At 40.2% G+C, this 20,059-nt stretch carries 14 protein-coding genes; 1 reads left to right on the top strand and 13 read right to left on the bottom strand.

What is annotated here, in order from left to right; translation table 11 throughout:
• Nucleotides 1-71: 71 nt before the first annotated feature.
• From alaS to BLO53_RS14895, 11 genes are all read right to left on the bottom strand, one after another.
• Entirely contained in the window at nt 72-2,726 is a 2,655-nt protein-coding gene (gene alaS / locus BLO53_RS14945; RefSeq protein ID WP_092063262.1) for an alanine--tRNA ligase, read from the bottom strand.
• A gap of 34 nt (nt 2,727-2,760) precedes the next feature.
• Entirely contained in the window at nt 2,761-4,170 is a 1,410-nt protein-coding gene (locus BLO53_RS14940; RefSeq protein ID WP_026488524.1) for a glycine--tRNA ligase, read from the bottom strand.
• A 54-nt stretch (nt 4,171-4,224) separates the two neighbouring features.
• Entirely contained in the window at nt 4,225-4,827 is a 603-nt protein-coding gene (locus BLO53_RS14935) for a hypothetical protein (protein WP_092063258.1), read from the bottom strand.
• Between the two features lie 64 nt (nt 4,828-4,891).
• Complete coding sequence (gene recO / locus BLO53_RS14930) at nt 4,892-5,545, bottom strand: DNA repair protein RecO (RefSeq protein WP_092063255.1); 654 nt, start codon at nt 5,543-5,545, stop codon at nt 4,892-4,894.
• A gap of 65 nt (nt 5,546-5,610) precedes the next feature.
• A complete protein-coding gene (gene era, locus BLO53_RS19690; protein ID WP_242875389.1) occupies nt 5,611-6,693 on the bottom strand; it encodes a GTPase Era in 1,083 nt (360 codons plus the stop codon).
• 11 nt (nt 6,694-6,704) lie between these two features.
• On the bottom strand, nt 6,705-7,676 hold the full coding sequence (locus tag BLO53_RS14920; protein WP_176757305.1) for a DUF4349 domain-containing protein: 972 nt from the start codon (nt 7,674-7,676) through the stop codon (nt 6,705-6,707).
• Nucleotides 7,677-7,695: 19 nt separating this feature from the next.
• Complete coding sequence (locus BLO53_RS14915) at nt 7,696-10,626, bottom strand: insulinase family protein (protein ID WP_092063249.1); 2,931 nt, start codon at nt 10,624-10,626, stop codon at nt 7,696-7,698.
• 31 nt (nt 10,627-10,657) lie between these two features.
• A complete protein-coding gene (locus BLO53_RS14910; protein WP_092063244.1) occupies nt 10,658-12,337 on the bottom strand; it encodes a hypothetical protein in 1,680 nt (559 codons plus the stop codon).
• 45 nt (nt 12,338-12,382) lie between these two features.
• A complete protein-coding gene (locus tag BLO53_RS14905; protein ID WP_026488518.1) occupies nt 12,383-13,120 on the bottom strand; it encodes a YebC/PmpR family DNA-binding transcriptional regulator in 738 nt (245 codons plus the stop codon).
• A 37-nt stretch (nt 13,121-13,157) separates the two neighbouring features.
• The gene (locus tag BLO53_RS14900; protein WP_092063241.1) at nt 13,158-14,522 is read right to left on the bottom strand and encodes a hemolysin family protein; all 1,365 of its coding nucleotides are present in this window, start codon (nt 14,520-14,522) and stop codon (nt 13,158-13,160) included.
• Nucleotides 14,523-14,603: 81 nt separating this feature from the next.
• On the bottom strand, nt 14,604-16,166 hold the full coding sequence (locus BLO53_RS14895) for a hypothetical protein (protein ID WP_143003257.1): 1,563 nt from the start codon (nt 16,164-16,166) through the stop codon (nt 14,604-14,606).
• A gap of 40 nt (nt 16,167-16,206) precedes the next feature.
• Between BLO53_RS14895 and BLO53_RS14890 the strand changes: the two genes are divergently transcribed.
• Nucleotides 16,207-17,286 (top strand): hypothetical protein, encoded by a 1,080-nt coding sequence (locus tag BLO53_RS14890; RefSeq protein WP_092063235.1) that lies wholly within the window; start codon nt 16,207-16,209, stop codon nt 17,284-17,286.
• On the opposite strand, the gene alr is transcribed toward BLO53_RS14890, so the two are convergent.
• Together alr and BLO53_RS14880 are read right to left on the bottom strand one after the other, a co-directional pair.
• Entirely contained in the window at nt 17,279-18,451 is a 1,173-nt protein-coding gene (gene alr / locus BLO53_RS14885) for an alanine racemase (RefSeq protein WP_242875388.1), read from the bottom strand. The two genes, BLO53_RS14890 and alr, sit on opposite strands and share 8 nt — an antisense overlap.
• Before the next feature lie 41 nt (nt 18,452-18,492).
• On the bottom strand, nt 18,493-20,058 hold the full coding sequence (locus BLO53_RS14880; RefSeq protein ID WP_176757304.1) for an NAD(P)H-hydrate dehydratase: 1,566 nt from the start codon (nt 20,056-20,058) through the stop codon (nt 18,493-18,495).
• Nucleotide 20,059: the final 1 nt, after the last annotated feature.

Genomic DNA, 20,059 nt, shown 5'->3' with positions numbered 1-20,059 from the left:
ATATCATAAATCTAAATTCCGTCAAGCACATTTTCATGACTTAATTCATATTTTAATTTGATAAACGGCATTTAGCCAATCTGACTCTCCAAAACAGCCTTAGCTTCTGCGATAGCATCTGGAATACCAGCTGGATTTTTACCACCAGCCTGAGCCATATTAGGACGGCCACCACCGCCTCCTCCAACTTTAGGAGCAATGGCCTTAACAAGATTACCTGCATGAGCACCCTTTGCCTGTGCTCCATCTGTTGCCATAGTAACAAGATTAACCTTGCCATCTGCTTCAGAAATAAGAACTACAACGCCATCTCCAAGCTTAGTCTTCAGCTGATCGCCAAGATCACGAAGGCCATTCATGTCTACGCCCTTAACAGCTGTAGCAAGAAGCTTAACCCCATTAACCTCAACAACCTGATCCATTACATCACCAAGAGCTGCCTGAGCCTCTTTGCTCTTAAGTGATTCATTCTCGCTCTTGAGAGCCTTAAGTTCATCCTGAAGCTTCTTGATATGAGCAACTACATCAGCAGGTGTAGTCTTAAGCGTCTTTGCTGCATCAGAAAGGCTATTCTCGACATTCTTGTAATACGCTCTTGCGTTATCGCCTGTAAGAGCTTCAATACGGCGAACACCTGCTGCTACGCCGCTCTCAGAAACAATCTTAAACAGTCCAATGTGGCTTGTATTAGACACGTGAGTACCACCACAAAGCTCAATAGAGAAATCTCCCATATTGACAACTCTTACAGTCTCACCATATTTCTCTCCAAACAGAGCCATAGCTCCAGTTTTCTTAGCTTCTTCTATAGACATCTCCTTAGTTACAACAGGAAGTGCCTCAAGAATCTTTTTATTTACAATAGTCTCAACCTTCTCAATTTCTTCTGCTGTCATAGCCTGATGATAGCTAAAGTCAAATCTAGTCTTGTCAGGATCCTGGTATGAACCTGCCTGCTCTACGCCATCTCCGAGGACTTCCTGAAGAGCCTTCTGAAGAAGGTGAGTTGCTGAATGGTTACGACATGTCTTTGCTCTGTTATCAGCATCTACATTAAGTGATACCTTATCTGAAAGCTTAAAGCTTCCTGATACAACCTTACCAACATGAGCAGTTCTGCCACCTGCAACATGAATTGTTTCAGCTACTTCAAACTTAGAACCGTCTGTTCCAAGGATTTCTCCTATATCGCCGACCTGACCACCCATTGTGCCATAGAAAGTAGTCTTATCTGTGATGATAGTACCCTGCTGGCCTTCTGTAAGCTCCTCTGCCAGGGCATCACCCCCCGCCATAGCTACAACAGTTCCCTCACAGCTAAGTGCATCATATCCAAGGAACTCGCTCTTTACTGACTCATCAAGTGAATCGAACACACCAGCACCTGTTGTGAGATTTGCTGAGAAGTTCTGATTTTCTCTAGCTTTCTGCTTCTGCTCTTCCATAGATGCAGCAAAGCCCTTCTCATCTACAGTAAAGCCTTCTTCCTGAGCAAGCTCAAGTGTAAGCTCTACAGGGAATCCAAATGTATCATAAAGGAAGAAAGCATCCTTACCTTCAATTTCCTTCTTGCCAGCTGAAGCCGTCTTGTCAAGGATCTTCTTGAACTCCTTCATACCATTTTCAAGAGTAGACTCAAAACGAGTGATTTCTCTCTCAAGTTCAGTAAGAACAAACTTGATGTTCTTGTTAAGGTGCTCATAGCTTCCCTTGTACTCATCAATATAGATCTGTGCCACACCTAGAATCTGTTCCTTGTTAAGTCCAAGAGTCCTTGCATGTCTTACGGCACGGCGGATAAGTCTTCTAAGAATGTATCCTGCTCCTGTATTAGAAGGAAGAAGCTTAGCCTCATCTCCAATAAGCATTACAGAAGTACGTATATGATCAGCAAGAATTCTCATTGATCTTGTAGTCTTCTCGTCTGTATCATATTTAATCCCGCTTTCCTTTTCAATATATGCAATAACAGGTGCGTGAAGGTCAATCTTGTATACATCATCAACACCATTTAAGAAAGCAAGAATTCTCTCAAGTCCCCATCCTGTGTCAACATTCTTCTGCGCAAGAGGTGTAAGACTGCCATCGTGGTGTTTCTCATACTGCATAAATACGTCGTTACCGATTTCTGTGTACTTACCGCAATGGCAACCTGGGCCGCAATTAGGGCCACAATCAGGAATATCCTTAACATAGAACATCTCACTATCTGGGCCACAAGGACCATATTCAAGTCCCCACCAGTTATCTTCTGCAGGAAGATAGTAGATATTCTCAGGCTTAAAGCCAGATTCAATACGATACTTAGCACCCTCTTCATCTCTAGGTGCATTCTCATCACCAGCAAATACAGTAGCTGCAAGGTGATCAGCATCAAAACCAAAAAGCTGTGTAAGGAGCTCAAAACTCCACTGGCAACGCTCCTTTTTGAAATAATCACCAAGTGACCAGCTTCCCATCATCTCAAAGAAAGTTCCATGGCTCTTATCGCCAACAGAATCAATATCGTTAGTGCGGACACATCCCTGAACATTGCAAAGGCGTGTTCCCATAGGATGCTTTTTACCTAAAAGATATGGCATAAGCGGCTGCATACCAGCAACATTGAACATAACACCAGTTGAACCGTCAGATACAAGTGATACTGCTCCGCAATCTACATGTCCTCTATCTTTATAAAATTGCTTCCAAGCTTCACGAAGCTCCTGTGCTGTAAATTGTTTCATTTTAATTCCTCCAGAATGGTATATAAATATATCATTAAAAATCAAACTTATCTGAGAAAAATGCCTCAAGCTCATCGATGGCAATTCTCTCCTGCTCCATACTGTCTCTGAATCTTACTGTAACCATATTGTCATTCTCAGACTCAAAATCATATGTTATACAGAATGGAGTTCCAATCTCATCCTGACGGCGATATCTCTTACCAATGTTTCCACGATCATCAAACTCACAATTATACTTCTTGGAAAGCTTGGCATAAATCTTCTCTGCACCCTCGTTAAGCTTCTTGGAAAGGGGAAGAATACCAATCTTAACAGGAGCAAGTGCTGGATGGAAGTGAAGAACTGTACGCATATCAGGCTTCTCTTCGGTTCCAATATTTTCCTCGTCATAAGCCTCGCAAAGGAATGCAAGTGTTACACGGTCTGCTCCAAGTGAAGGCTCAACAACATAAGGGATATACTTCTCATTGGTTTCATCATCAAAGTAATCCATTGGCTGGCCTGATGTTTCCTGATGTCTTGTAAGGTCATAGTCAGTTCTGGACGCAATACCCCAAAGCTCACCCCAATCTGTGAATGGGAATGCATATTCAATATCCGTTGTATGATCTGAATAGAATGACAACTCTTCAGGATCATGATCACGAAGACGAAGGTTTTCTTTCTTGATACCAAGAGAAAGAAGCCACTCATAGCATGTCTTTCTCCAGTACTCAAACCATTCTGTCTGTGTTCCTGGTTTACAGAAGAACTCAAGTTCCATCTGCTCGAACTCTCTTGTACGGAATGTAAAGTTACCAGGTGTGATCTCGTTACGGAAGCTCTTACCAATCTGGCAGATACCAAATGGAACCTTCTTACGAGATGTACGCTGAACATTCTTGAAGTTTACAAAAATACCCTGCGCTGTCTCAGGACGAAGATATACTGTGTCCTTGGCATCTTCAGTTACACCCTGGAAAGTCTTGAACATAAGGTTGAACTCTCTGATACCAGTAAAGTTGTGCTTGCCACATGATGGACATGGAACGCTGTGCTCCTTGATGAAGTTCTCCATCTCCTCATGAGACCATCCATCTACTGATGTCTCAAGTGTAATACCATTCTCAGCAGCAAAATCCTCTATGATCTTATCAGCACGGAATCTCTCGTGGCACTCCTTACAATCCATAAGAGGATCTGAGAAACCGCCAAGATGTCCTGAGGCAATCCATGTCTGTGGGTTCATAAGAATTGCGCAGTCAACACCTACATTGTAAGGGTTCTCCTGTACAAATTTCTGCCACCATGCCTTCTTTACATTGTTCTTGAATTCAACGCCCAAATTACCATAGTCCCAAGTATTGGCCAGACCTCCGTAAATCTCTGATCCTGGATATACGAATCCTCTTGCCTTAGCCAGGGCTACAATTTTGTCCATTGTTTTTGCGTTTGCTTCCATAATCCTCCATTCCGCGGCGCCATAAATCATCAGCTGCCGTAAGTAAACATAATATTATTTTGAAAGAAGCAGCTGAACACTGTCAGAAAGTACATTGGTCAAATCAGCTTCCTTTTTGTCTCTTAAAGTAACACCACTTGTCATAAACTCAATATTATATGGTGTATCAATTATAACCTTTTCACTTGATATCACAATATGTCTGTCAAGAAAGTCTCCGCTTCCAAGATCGATCTTGTTGCCTTCCCTGTCTACGAGGGCCGCAGACAACTCATACCCATTCTCTACTGCGTCCTGAACAGTTCCAAAAAATAAAAGTTCCTGATTAAAATGAGAGTAATCCAGACAACTGTCAAAGGTCATAACAAGCTTCACATAGGGCTCATCCTCAATCCTCGTCGTCTCATCAAGTGTAATCCTGGGAGAAATGTATTCAGAATTATAGTATGATATTTCCTCCGCCGCCATATCAGAAAGCTCAGAAATATCATAATAGTCCTGCTCAAAACTCTCATAAATTGTGCTGACTACTCCCCCGTCCTTGTCAAGGGTTACTCTGGTCTCTCTATCCTTGTCAGCACCACAGCCAACCAATGTCAGAGTCACCATAAAAAGAGAAAGCACTGGGCATAAAGCCTTTTTAATTAGTATTTTCACAATTTTCCCTCATAAACCTAAAAAAATACAAACAACGTTATTATATCCAAATAGTTTTTCTTTTTCAATACTCAAAGGTCTCAAGCATTTCAAGGCTTTTTAGCGGCCTGTCTATGTACTTTTGCCGGTATTCCTTAGTTATGATATCAAGCTGGTCCAGTACTTCATCAGTAAGTGAAAAAGAAAACAGCTTATTAAGCGGGCTTGTTGTGATAAAATTCATAGCATACCGTGTGGAATCCAAAATGCCTGCCCTATCTGGAATACCAGGATATTCTCCTTCGATCAAAAGAGCTCTCAGTTCAAAAATACACCGGACAAGTCTATTAGGAATACTGTTCTTTAAAAGAGCTTTCAACGAAAAGTATAAAAGATTTAAAAGCTCCTTGTCCTCATTATTCTCCCTAGTATAAAAGGAGCACAATTCAAGAAAAAAGGTGCCATAACAGGCACCTTCCAAGTCACCTCTGAATCCTTCAAAATAGTTTTCTATGTCCGCCTCAACTATCGTATATGAATTCTTACCTGCAAAGAGTTTAAAAGTCCCAAAACAAAAAGGTTCAACCAACCCTGAAAGCTTGGCTGAAGGCTTTCTGGCACTTCTGGCAAAAGCTGTTATCTTGCCCCTTTCTGCAGTAAAGATCGTAGCAACCCAGTCATAGTCTCCTGCTGGTGCATGCTTTAATACTATGCCGCGGACGATCACAAAATCTTCCATATTTCATTCCATATTGCCAGTATAATCTCAAAGTGCCTTATACCAGCACATATACCAAATTAGTTTTATTTTAAATCTCTGATATCGTAACCAAAGCTCTTCATCTGGGTTTTGTCATCTCTCCAGTCGCGCCTTACCTTGACCCAGAGCTGAAGATTGACCTTACATCCCACCATCTCTTCAATGTCCTTACGGGCTGCAGAACCAATCTTTTTAAGCATTGCTCCGCCCTTGCCTATAACAATGCCCTTGTGGGAGTCTCTCTCACAGATTATAGTTGCATCAATATCCATGATTCCATCAGGGTCATACGCTTCATCAGGTTGTGAGATTGCAGAAATATCAAGGACAACCGGTCCATCCTGGTCTTCATAGCCATAATCTAAGTTTTCTGCTTCCATAGCCATAGCTTCAAGCTTGCTCTTTTTAGGAGGATGCTGATGTCTGTTTTTCTTTTTCTTTGGTTCCTCAACCTTCTTTTCACGCATTCTCATGGTCTCGATTGTCACCGCAATTCCATGAGGAACCTCATCCTGTAAAAGACGAAGTGCCTTCTCTCTGATTATTTCAGCCGCAATCTGCCTCTCAGGCTGGTCTGTCAGTGTTTCTTCGTCATAAAAAGGTGGTCCAAAAGGAAGAAGGTCCTTGATAGCGTTCATAAGTTCATCTATATGCTGTCCCTTAAGAGCTGCTACAGAAATCACTCTGTCAAAGTCCATCTCTTTTCTATAGGCATCTTCGAATTTCTCAAGGTTATCCTTTGAAACAGTATCTATTTTATTTATGACGAGAATAACTGGTTTTCTGCACTTTTTAAGCTCTTCGATAATGGATTTCTCACCTGCACCTATAAATGTGCTAGGCTCCACAAGCCAAAGAACCACATCAACTTCCTCAAGAGTGCTCTTGGCTACCTTGGTCATATATTCTCCAAGCTTGTTCTTGGTCTCATGAATACCTGGTGTATCAAGAAAGATCATCTGACATGAATCATCTGTATACACTGTCATGATCTTGTTTCTGGTAGTCTGGGGCTTATTAGATGTGATAGCTATCTTCTGCCCGATCATGTGATTCATAAGTGTAGACTTTCCAACGTTTGGACGTCCTATAAGTGTTACAAAACCTGTTTTAAAATTATTCTCCATCTTTGCCTTTCTTATTTGCTGCTGTTTTGCTGGTTTTTATTATTGTCAGGAGTAGTTCCTGTCTTAGGACTTTTCTTATGCTTGATTTTCTTGATCAGCAAAATTATAACTGTTACAACAAGCCCCAAAACTATGATCTGTGGAATATGGATCACAAACCATACAAAAAACTCAACAATCGCATTCCATACTGATTTACAGCTATTTACAAAACCCTCAGCAATTCTCTCTATCACACCTTTTTGCTCAGTAGGTGTATACTGTGTCACCTCAGTAATATCAAGGTAAACGGTTGAATAGTTAATCTTATTGTCATAGGTTCTAAGCTGAGATTCAATGCTCTCAAGCTGATATCTGACTTCCGACAGCCTCTCTTCAACCTTGATAATGTCTTCAACTGTCTCTGCAGACTCAACAATTTCAAGGAGCCTTGCTTCCTCTGCTTTGAGAGCCTTTTTCCTGCTCTCAATATCAACGTAGGAAAGAGTTACATCCTCGACATTCGTTGACTTATTTGTGATATTAGTGCCCTCATCAAGTGTCACCACAAACTGTTCAAGCTTATCTGCCGGAATGCGAAGTGAAAGACTTGCACTTCTATTGCTGACTCTTCCAGAATAGCTGCTACCATTATAGATATTGCTGGACTCAACGTATCCGCCCAGCTCCTTGACCTTATTCTGTACACCAGATAGAACCAGATCAAGATCCTCAGTTTCTGTGCTGATATTCATTGTAGTTATAAGTTTTCTTGATGTATCAACAACCTGTTCTGCCTGGTCAAAAGAGTTATCTGCCATCTTGGCTTCTTCCGCAAATTCAGCCGCTTCATAGTCATACACTCCATTTGTATCATAGGCTTCCTGAGGTGCATAGCTTGCTGATGTGGCAAAGCTATCGCCCTTACTACTGCCGCAGGCAGACATCATTATAGATAAAGCTGCTACAGAAATTGCACTAACAAGTCCAAGTCTCTTTTTCATAACTCCCTCCCCCATAAAATCATCTGTTTACAAGTTGCTCTACATTATCAAAAAGTTCTTTTGCCTCTTCAATCTTGTCATTTGTTCCTATAACACACAGGCATTCATCCTTCATAAAGGCATCTACATAATCAGCAAGCCCCCTGATTGTCTCCTTAGTAGTTCCAAGAAGCTCATCACGATTTCTCTGGATGTTCTCCATCTTGGCATTACACAGGAAAGCTGTAAGGCCATATGCTCCCTTGCCAGCAGGTGTCTTGGGTGTATCAAGGTCTGAGATAGCTCCAATTATATACTGCAGGATTGCTCTGTCATCATCATCGAAATTCCTGAGATAGTCAGCAGCTTTTTCAAACACACCTATACTATTCTTAAGATTAGGATCCCTGTATGTCACAAAAGCACTGTCGCCATTCTTGGCATAACTACTCATGCATCCATACGCGCCCCCTATTACTCTTATATTCTTCCAAAGATAGTCATACCCCATCATCACCTTAAGTACTCTAAGTGCGCCATTATACTTAAGGCCCTTGGATGAGAAGTTACCTGCCCTGCACACATACTGCACCTGACCTGCAGTCTTAAAGGCTTCATTCTTTTTGACAGGCTTTATCTCGAGTTTGCCAAGATCATTTTTTTCTGTATTCAAAGAATCCGCAAACTTCTTGCTATTTTCAGGAATTCCAGCATACTCCTTGTCAGTTCCTGTAATATCTATCAAAAGATTATCCGCCCTGAAGATTGCCTTACTAAGCATCTTTAAGGTTTCAATTATCTCTTTGGCCCCTTCATCAGTGCAGATATCCTTATTAAGCTTCTCAAGATGTCTAAAATAGCCGATACCACTCACATTATCTGACACTACAGCAGCAGGAGAAACATAGCTCATGGCACGAAGAGCTGCAGTCTGATGTCCAGCAGATGAAAGATCTGACTGAAGCCTTGCATACTGCTCTCCAAAAATTTCCTTAAGTCTCTTCACATCATCAAACTTAGTTGAAGTAATGATTTCTTTTACCAGGTCAAAAGCCTTATCCAGATTGTCATGAAGAACCTTAACGCTTATCTCAAAGACTGTCTCAAACTTGTTCACATCAGCCGAATCTGTGTAGGTGCTGATAGATCCTGAAAGACCGCCTGTATATATATTGATCTCATTGTAGAGATCACCATAGCTAAAGTTCTCTGTATCCAGCATTCCAAGCACCTTTTTAAGAGCAGATGCGTAAGGAATGTACTTGACATCAATGTCCTTAAGGTCAAAGACAAAGTTCACATAGTCGATTCCATTTGTGAACACATTGTGATGAAGAATCTTTATTCCCTTGTACTCCTTGAGCTCATAGATAAATTTCTCTGCTTCTTTTTTAAGATCTGAAAGTTTCAAAAGAGGGATCTTTTTAAGATCTTCAGGATCATCAGGAGCTTCCTGATAATCTTTAAGTTCCTTAGTCTCCCTTACAATTCTCTCTATTTCTTCCTGTGATAAAGAGTTCTTGTAGTCAGAGAGCTTTTTCTTGAGCTCTTCATCCTTGGCTTCGTTAAGACCTCTTACAGGTTCTAAAAGAACTACAGTCCTGTGAGGATTATCAAGAAGATACTTCTTTATCAGTTCCTCAAAATATCTTCCCTCTGCTTCTTTTTTAAGTTCGGCAAAGGTGTCGTTAGCTTCTACATTTATCCATGGCTTAGCATCGTCATAAAGCCAGCTGTCAAATACCTGAAGCCCATAGAGAAGGCCCTTAGGGAACCTTCCAAAGTCAGCCTCTCTGTACTTGAACTCATCAAAGTTAAGACCAGCCAAAAGAGCTTTCTTATCAATTCCATTTTTTACCTGCTGCTCTAATACTTCTCTAATTGTACCTACAAACTCTTCCTTCTGAGAAGCATTGGCATTCTTGGCAATGATGGAAAAAACAGGCTGTCTCAGGCCATTATCATATTCACTATACGCATCCTGTCCTATTCCCTTATCGATAAGAGCCTTTTTAATAGGTGCTCCAGGTGCTGAACAAAGAGCATAATCAAGGATGTCAAAGGCCACATAGAGCTTTCTGTCAAGAGGTGAGCCTACGCTGCAGTTATAGGACAAAAATGTATTATCCTCAAGTGGCTCGCTCTCCATGATGGAATAAGGCTTATGAATTTCCCTTGGAGCATCAAAGGCCTTCTGAAGTCCAATCTCAGAGTCAACATCAAGATGATCAAAGGCTGACAGATAATTCTTGTCAATATAATCAAGTTTCTCCGCCATATCCATATCACCATAGAGATAAATATAGCTGTTTGAAGGGTGATAATATTTTCTATGGAAATCAAGATATTCCTCATAAGTGAGTTCTGGAATAACATCAGGATCTCCACCGGATTCGATTCCATAGGTTGTGTCAGGATAAAGAGAATTCTGTATTTCTCTTGAGAGCACATCATCTGCAGATGAGAAAGCTCCCTTCATCTCGTTATAGACAACACCGTTGATAGTAAGATCTGATGACTCATCTTCCATCTCATAGTGCCATCCCTCTTGCTTAAAGATTTTGTCAGTCTTGTAAATATTAGGATAAAAAACTGCATCAAGATATACATGCATCAGATTCTGAAAATCAGTATCATTGCAGCTGGCAATAGGATAAACAGTCTTGTCAGGAAATGTCATTGCATTCAAAAATGTATTAAGTGACCCCTTTACCAGTTCCACAAAAGGATCCTTACAAGGGAACTCTTTAGACCCGCATAAAACAGTGTGTTCTATAATATGGGCAACTCCAGTAGAATTCTTGGGTGGTGTCCTGAAACCTATTGTAAATACCTTGTTATTATCATCGTTAGAAAGGAGTGTTATTCTGGCTCCTGTCTTCTTATGTCTTAAGATGTAGCTGTCAGAATTAAGGTCCTCAATCCTACGGCTTTCTACTATCTCATAGGTCTTTAAATCTTCTAATCTCATTTACTTTTAGTAAACCTTTCATGTTTTTATTTTATATATCAAAATCATCGCCTTCTTTATAAGGCAGATCAAAATCATCTCTCTTTATTTCTTCAGGACGTACTTTATCCTTAAGCCGATTCCTGTCTATATGTTTGGTAGGATGAGCCCTCTTAATTTCTTCCTTGGGCATTTTTATCTTATCTTTATCAAAATCATCCTTTACACGTCCTGAACTTAGCGCAATCTTGCCCTTAAATTCAGGCATCTTCATATTGGTTTTTTCAATATCCATCTCATCCTCAGCTCCTGTAGGAAGAACCATTCCCTCTGGAACAAAGCGAGGATGTTGGTCATCCTTAGATATTTCGCTATCTTTCGAAATATTATTACCTGTCTCAGGCTCAACAACTATTGTGCCAGTAACCATAGACTCTGCCTCTTTTTGAAGCTGACTCTTTTCATCTTCGGAAACAGTCTTATATACTTCCTCTTTTCTGGTAAGCGCAATTAGTGAAACCACACAAGCAACCACAAATGCAAAGAAAACAGTTACTACAAGCTGGTCATTCATTCTGGTTGCTCCAAAGAAGGGAGTTACCATAAACACAAGGATTGTCGAAAGGAGCCATGGAGATACTCTTCCAAAGTTTTTGTTTCTGAAAAATCCCACAAGAACTCCGGACATTACTATAAAGGTGATCACATAAATGATCTTGTAGTTTGTATAAGTCCAGAACATGCTAAAGGTCATCACGTTATGGAAATAATACTGTGCCCAGTTTTTAATAACCGGAACAAACATGGAAAATCCGGCTTCCTGAGCTATCATAGCTGCAAATGTAAGCAATCCGGCAAGCACCACGAACAAAAAGCTTTTCGCACCTGTATGCTCATAATCTCCAGCCATAAACAGAGCAGATAAAAGAAGTGGCAAGACAACAACTATAGTTCCGGCATCAAGATAGGTCATAAATCCCACGACCATGCCAACAAAAACATACCAAATGATAAACCATCCAGATGTATATTTGCCATCTGACACATTCTTAAGATATATAGAAATTACCAAAAGCTCTATCCCAAGAAGAACCAAAAATAGTTCATTAGTTCCTATTATCAGATTGCCAAGGTCTTCTACAAATATAGGCATAAAAGAAGTATAGGCCGCAAAGATAATAGCCGCAGCCTTGCCTAAAAGAAGCCTTGCTGTAATTGTTCCAAGAAGAACAAAGATCATAAAAAGTGCAATTTGGAAGAAAAATGAAACCGCTATATTATTACCAGTAAAAAAAAGCACAGACCTAAGAAGACTTGAGTAGACTATAGACAACAGATCATATTCATTACTAGCCAGATTACTTCCAATCTGGGCATTTTCAAATAGCGAAAGCTTCCCCCCTGGAGAAGCCAAAGATCTGGATACTACATCCAGTCTGTAGAATATCCCGCCTACAAAAATAGCTATGAGCATCAAAACATAGATTATTTTGACACCCATTGTCTCTGACAATTCTCTAAGGTCAATATGGTCACATATCCTTCCTGCCAGAAATGTAAGTATGCTCATCATAAGCACACCCAAGACTGTCAGGATCAAGGAATATGTAAGTGTCATTTCTCCTAATGGAAAAAGTCCTGAAAAGAAGCTAGAACTTGCCACCATCACCACATCAAAAAGAATAAAGACAATCAAGATGCATAAACCAGGCCACATACGTTTTAGTTTCATTTCAGGACTCCCCCACGCCTTTTAATATTTTTTGTTTATCTTTGATTACTCTTCTGGCTCATCCCAGTTATGGTATACAGCCTGAACATCATCATCCTCGTCAAGAAGATCAAGAATCCTTGTAAGATACTTAACAGTTTCAGGATCAGTAACTGAAACATAATTCTGAGGAATCATAGTAACTTCAGCAGAAGCTGTCTCAACCTTAGCTTCAGCAAGGGCCTCTACTACAGCCTGGAAGTTATCTGGAGTAGTAAGAATCTCATAGCTGTCATCTTCCTCATTGAAATCATCAGCTCCTGCATCAAGAACGAGCATCATAAGATCATCAGAAGACATCTTGCACTCTTCCTTGTCGATAAGAATCTGACCCTTGTTATCAAACATGTATGATACGCAACCAGGAGTTCCAACATTACCATTTCCCTTTGTGAAAGCACTCTTTACATTAGCTGCTGTTCTGTTCTGGTTATCTGTAAGAGTTTCTACGATAATAGCTGTACCACCTGGGCCATATCCTTCGTAGGTAATACTCTTGTAATCAACTGCTCCGTCTGCACCAGAGGCCTTCTTGATACCACGCTCGATAGTATCGTTAGGCATGTTGTTAGCCTTAGCCTTGGCAATAACTGTAGCAAGCTTAAAGTTGTTGGCTGGATTAGGGCCGCCTTCCTTAACAGCTACTGCAATTTCCTTACCAATGATTGTGAAAATCTTTCCCTTTGCAGCATCATTCTTTTCTTTTTTGTGCTTGATGTTGGCAAATTTTGAATGTCCTGACATAAAAACTTCCTTCCTTTTAAAAATAAATAAAAATATCTTATTTTGCTATTTCTAATTCTTCCTCTTCCTGCGCAGCTTCCTCTTCTGGCAATTTTGTGCCAAGGACTGACTGGATCATATGCTTGTCCACAGAAAGGATCTTGAAACTATAGCCATCAACTGTAACACTAAACTCTTCATCTGACTCCGGTATTCTGTCAAGCTTGGAGATCATATAACCATTTAGTGTTTCAAATTCACTCTCGCCAAAGGATATTTTAAATCGCTTCTCGAGAACTTCAAGAGGTGTTTTCCCCTCAATAATATATTCGCCGGAATTCTTGGTAGGTTTGACAAAGTTCTCATCCTCGTCATACTCATCCATGATGTTTCCAACGATTTCCTCCAGAATATCTTCCATGGAAATAAGTCCTGCAGTCTGTCCATACTCATCAATGATAATGACCATCTGAGTCTTACTGGACTGCATACTATGGAAAAGAGAATCTATATTTCTTGTCTCTGGAACGAACTTGGGCTGTCTCAAAAGGCCCTTGATCTTTCTGATAGGGAGCTCTTCATCAGTTTCCTCAGAGAGCTTTTTCATGGCATCACGGATATGCATAATGCCTATGATATGATCAATATCATCAAGATAAACAGGAAATCTGCTGTTATTAGTATCCATCATGAAATTAACAGCATCTTTAAGGCTCATATTGGCATCAATAGCAACCATAGCCTTTCTGTTGGTCATGATATCTCTTGCTTCCTTGTCAGAAAACTCGAAGATATTCGTGATCATATCTGCCTCAGTTTCCTGCAAAACGCCCTGTTCCTGACCTTCAGAGACCATCGACTTGATTTCTTCCTCAGTTACATCAGATTCATCTGTATCGCCCCTGACTCCAAACAGATATAAAAGGCCAGATGCAATACCATTTGAAATCATAACAAAGGGAGCGCATATCGATAAAACAAAGCTCACAGGATAATAACAGGCATACACCCATTTCTCAGGGAAACGAGAAGCAAGCTTTCTAGGAACAAGCACACCAAAAGCCATAATGATAAGGCTGATGACAAGTCCCGTTGCAAAATAAATGCCAAAGCGCACCAATGCAGCATCTCTATCTGCTCCTATAAAAAGAGCTATTGCTCCTCCTATATCAATTGTGACAAGGCCACCAAGTATCATATTAACAACTATGTTAAAATACTGAATGTCCTTGATATAATCAGAATCTCTCTGAAGCGCCTTAAGAATCTTATCGCTGATAGAATCTTTACTCTCAAGAGCTCTCTTCTCAATTTCATCTTCTCTTACATGCCCCAGGGCAACCCCAAAACCGTGTACAAGAATATCCATCAAAAGAACTAATACTAACGCAAAAATACTGACAGAAGGCAAGCCTTCGTCCATAATAGATCCTCCTCGTTTAATATGTACATAAAATGTCAACTTACACTATATCACATTTTGCAATTTGCTACCAGTATAGTGTTATACAAGCTTATCTATCTCTGCTCTTAACACATCGCTATATATTCCATCCTTGGCTTTTTCAGAGTATTCAAGTTCCTCATAAGGAACCAGAAGATGATGCTTCCTCCTGGCATTATCTCTTTCCTTGGCATAGGACCAATGATTAACATAATAGAATCTGCTCCATCTGATATGTTCAATTCTCCAGGCATCCTCAGAGTCCTCGTCAAACTCGCCGTCAGCCTTAAGCCGTTGCTCTATCCAGTAGTGGTCAGCCCTTGCTACATTTGAGCTCTTAAAGAAACCATTGAGCTTCTTCCACTCTTTTTCTGCAGCTTCTTCAAAATCCTGCGCAGGCTGACTATTTGAATATCTAAGGCTGTAATCATAGTTAAAGAGCTTACCCTGCCTGTAAAGTCTCTCGTTTTCAATGCTTTCTTCTGTCAATATTTCCTTCATATCTCCAAAAGCAACGATCTTATCAGAAAGATAAAGCTTAGCAAGTCCCGCCGGAGTATCTGAATAGCAGTGAATCTCTGCAAGCGGATTAACATAAAGTACAAACTGAATAAGCTCAATAGTTCCATCAAGAAATGTATAGATAACCCTGTCCATCTGAGCCAGGTCCTCTATGTCCTCTTCCCAGCCTCTGTCATGAACAACTATCTTGTCATCATTCATAGTATGAAGAGTATTAAGAAAAGCCACCTCAGCAGGAGATGCGCCCCAGATATGATATTCAACAGACTGAACCAGACTAAAGATATTATTAAGATAGCCATATTTAAAGATAGCATTTCCAACCTGATCAAAACCTATTATAGCTATCTTGATCTTACCTTTTCTTCTGTCATATAGGTTATATTTTTTCCAATAATCCCTGGCTAAAACATCATAGACATTGAAGAAATGAAGATTCATCTTACTCTCATCTACAGCATCCAAAAGTGTAGGATCCACATCTCTGAGCATCAGATAAATATTATCTCCCTGAAGTTTCTTTTCATTTTTTGAAATGAAGCTCACATTGTCCATATCATCTGTGAACATTACAATATGATTTCTAACCTTCTCTGCCTTTAGCTTGCTTATCTTATTCTCATCATCATCGGGATCAGTGTACATAACATATCCGTGCCTTACTGTCTCGCCAACAGCCTGTCCCATCTCATTGTCTGTATAAACAACAGTTGCATCCTTACTAAGCCTGATAAAGAAATGTCCCATCTTGGCGTAGGCATATCTGAGTACGCTTAAGATAATACTGGCTACAACAAGTACAGATGTGATCTCTGCAAAAAGAATATAGCCATTAGTCATATCATTGACAGGATTTACAAAATATACAGCCAGTGCAGCATATACTGTTTCCCAAAAAGAAAGTCCCTCTTTCGCATAGCCTATGCAGCCCACAATAAATGGAACCACACTCAGGACATAAGATATCCAAGGGCACTTTTCCTTAATCGCATGTAAAAGCTTCAACACTGTTCTCCTTCGTCTTTTGTTTAATTTAACCTTCATAACATTACCATTTTTAGTCATTTCAAGCAATAATTCTTTATTTGACGTTCCTTTCATAGTAAAATATCCAAGTGGAAATAAGTTTGGGGAGTAATAAATGATTTCATTAATATCAACAATTCTAAATGCGATTTTGTCCTTCATTTTACATATTTTAAAAGCATTTTTTTCTATGCTTACCTGGTTTCTTAAGGGAGTACTCTCCCTTCTTAAGCTGTTTTTCTGCTTCTTACCCGCCACCAGCATTCTTTTTTCACTTTTATTTGTCGCAGATATTTACCTTTATTTTGCTGGAATACCGGATATTGAGCCTCTTTCTAAATACAACTCATATCTATCAAAAGACATGCAGATTTCAGCCAAGCTCATAAGCGACATGAAAATATGGTGGACACTAAACATTTATCCTTATAGAGGGAATATCACATTTATTCTTCTTATTATTCTCTCCCTTATCATGTTTCTTCCTGTTGTCTTTGTTTTATTGTCAATCAGCGTAGTTTTGTCCTTTGGGCAACTCCTCTTCTATGCTGCAGCCTTTGATATTATCATTTATGTTCTAAGAGCCATATTTCATAAGTCCTTTTTGGCCCAGTTTCAGGACAGATTTTTTGCAGTATTCCCAGAAAAAGGTAAAAGACATTACGAAAAAAACTATGAAAAATGGTTACGAAAACACCATGGACAATTTGAGGATGATGATCTTGAAGCTGTCCCTGTCAGAAATAAAGTAGATGAATTCTACGAAGACGATGATAACTACTATGAAGAAGACTACGAAGATGACAGTGAAGATGACTATGACGATTATTATGAGGATGACTATGATAGTGACTACGATGATCAGGATGCTATAGAGGATAAAAGATACAAAAGACGAAAAAGATTTCCCTATCGTGATCAGTATGAAAATGATGAATATGAAGATATAGATGAATACTACGAAGATGATGAAAACTACGATGACGATGAGAATGGCGATGAATCAGAAAGCAGTAACGACACAGATCGCCTGTCCTCATTTGACTTTTTTGCAGGCTGCACTTCAAGAGAAAGTGCAGACAGAAAATACAAGTCTCTGGTAAAGCTCTACCACCCGGACAATATGGACGGAGATACCGCAGCAATTGCTGAGATCAACACCCAATATGCCCAGGCAAAAAAGAGATTTAGCTAAAAACCCTTGGCACTCTCTTACTGATATCGCAGGTAAGCTCATAATTAAATCTGCCGCTTAAATCTCCTAAAAACTCAGCTGTGATCTCATCTCCTGAGCTTTTATCTCTGCCGATAAGAACCACTTCATCGCCCTCAGATGCATCAGGTATATCTGTTACATCAACCATAAACTGGTCCATGCATACTCTTCCAAGGATGCATGCGCGTTTACCTCTGATTAGAACAAAGCCTTTATTTGAAAGGCTTCTTGGATAACCATCTCCATAACCTACAGGTATAGTTGCTATTCTTGTAGGCTTTTCTGTCACAAAGGTTCCGCCGTAGCTGACAGGAGTATTTGCAGGAACTTCCTTGACCATTACTATATGGCTTATAAGTTCCATTGTGGGCTTAAGATCTATAATATCTCTGGGCACCTCGTCAGAAGGCCACATTCCATACATTGTAACACCAGCTCGTACCATATCCATTGATGACTCAGGTACAGAAATAATACTTGCTGAATTAGCACAGTGCTTCAAAAGGAATTTGATGCCGGTCTTATCCTCTGTATTTTTTACAAAATCAGCAAACACCTTTTCTCTTTCCTTGGCATTAGAAAGGTCCTTCTCATCTGCTCTGGCAAAATGAGTAAAGATGCCCTCAATAGAAATACCCTTAAGCTTCATGACCTCTTTGATAAACTCTGTTCCCTCATCATCAGGTGTGATACCAATCCTGCTCATTCCTGTATCTACAGCTATGTGCACAGCAGGAACTTCCGATATCATTCCCATTTCAAAAAGCTTTTCGCCGCAATCAGACAGTTCTTTTGCCATATCGAGCCTAAATACAGTAGGTCTGATATTCTCTGAGAGCATCCTCTCATAGGCGTATGGGAATGTATAGCCCAGAATCAGTATAGGCTTCTTCACCCCATTATCTCTAAGTTCAAAGGCTTCCTCGGCAGTAGCTGTTGCATAGCCCCAGATGTAATCTACATCTTCTAGCATTTGGGCAATAGGTACAGCGCCATGTCCATAGGCATCTGTCTTAATTACAGCCATTATCTTTGTTCCATCAGGAATGTTCTTTCGCATAGACTCAAGGTTATACCTAATGGCATCTAAATCTATTTTTGCATATACACGTGAATACTCTTCAAACATCAATCTTCCATCCATAAAAATCATCTGCAGGCCTTAAATTCAATGGCCACAGGTATTTACTCATATTGTCTTAGAATCATTTCCATTCCGGAAATTATATCAGAAGCCACCATTGAGTGTCTTCCCTTATCTTGAGCAGCAACATCTCCGGACAGGCCGTGAAGATAGACGCAAAGGCAGGCTGCATCAAAAGAAGAAATAGGACCAGATATAAAAGCACCTATAATTCCAGAAAGCACATCTCCGCTTCCAGCAGTTGCCATGCCATCATTGCCGCTCATATTAATATAAATCTTTTTGCTACCACTGTCAGCAACTATTGTTCTTGCGTCCTTGCATATAACGGTACAGTGGAATCTATCAGCAAGTTCTCTTGGATACTCAAGTATATGTTCCTTACAGCTTGCAATATCTCTATCAATCAGTCTGGAGAATTCCCCAAGATGAGGTGTGAGAATAAGTTTTTTGCCACCTCGTGCAAAATTTTCCAGATAGTCCGCAAGTTCCTTGCTGCCAGCAACCAGATTAAGGGCATCTGCATCAACAACAAGATTCTTGTTGCAGTTCTTCAAAACAAGCCTTGTAACCTCAAAGCCCATTTGGACTGTTCCAAGCCCAGGCCCTAAAACAACTGCGTTAGCCCATTCAATATCCTTTTCAAGCTTATCACCTACAGGTTCAAAATCCTCATAAGTTGTGAGCATTGCCTCTGGCAAAAGAGCTTTTACTGCCTCGGCATTTTCTGCGGCTGTAAATATCTTTACCATTCCTGCACCAGCTTTCAAGCAGGCACTAGCCGCTAGTATGCAGGCTCCGCTGATCTCTTTAGACCCGGCTATGATAAGAACCTTACCATTTGTTCCCTTATTAGCATCAGCCTTTCTAAGAGGAATAAGACTGTCTATGTCTTCGTCAAAGAAGAAAGCTCCCGGCTCTCTGCCAAGAAAACTGTCCTCTGTTATCCCTGCATCCTCAACAAATAATTCCCCTGTGTATTCGCAGCCAGGATACATGATATGTCCCAGCTTGACCTGATTAAAGGTAATAGTCATATCAGCCTTGACTGCCACCTGGCAAACCTTGCCGTTATCAGCATTTATTCCAGAGGGAATGTCTACGGAAACAACGCAGACATCGGACTGTCTCTCATTCTTGCAAGTATTGATATATCTTACTGCATCGGCAAAGTCTCCTGCGATGCCTCTTGATAATCCAATACCAAACATTGCATCTACTATGATATCCCAGTCAGCGTAGCTTTTGTTGTCTCTTATATTGGAAAAAGTGTCAATGGTTGTACCATATTTTTCTAATATCTTGAGCTGAGATAGAAGAAGGTCGCTTGCTTTTGTGTAATCTCCTATAACACAAACATTTACAAGAATGCCTTTCTGCCTTAATATCCTGGCGATGCAGGCTCCATCTCCGCCATTATTACCAACTCCGCATATGATAAGGGCTCTGGCTCTTCTATCAAACCCTCTATCCTGTAAATATTCCAGAATATGCTGCACAACTAAAAGAGAAGCCCTCTCCATCAAAACAGGACTCGGAAGGCCAAAATATTCTGAAGTATTCCTATCATATATCTTCATTTCCTGACTTGTTACAGCGTATTTCATA

Source organism: Butyrivibrio sp. INlla14, assembly GCF_900102515.1.
GTDB lineage: Bacteria > Bacillota > Clostridia > Lachnospirales > Lachnospiraceae > Butyrivibrio.
The sequence above is the reverse complement of the archived record's forward strand: the minus strand, read 5'-3'. Positions and strand labels throughout refer to the sequence as shown.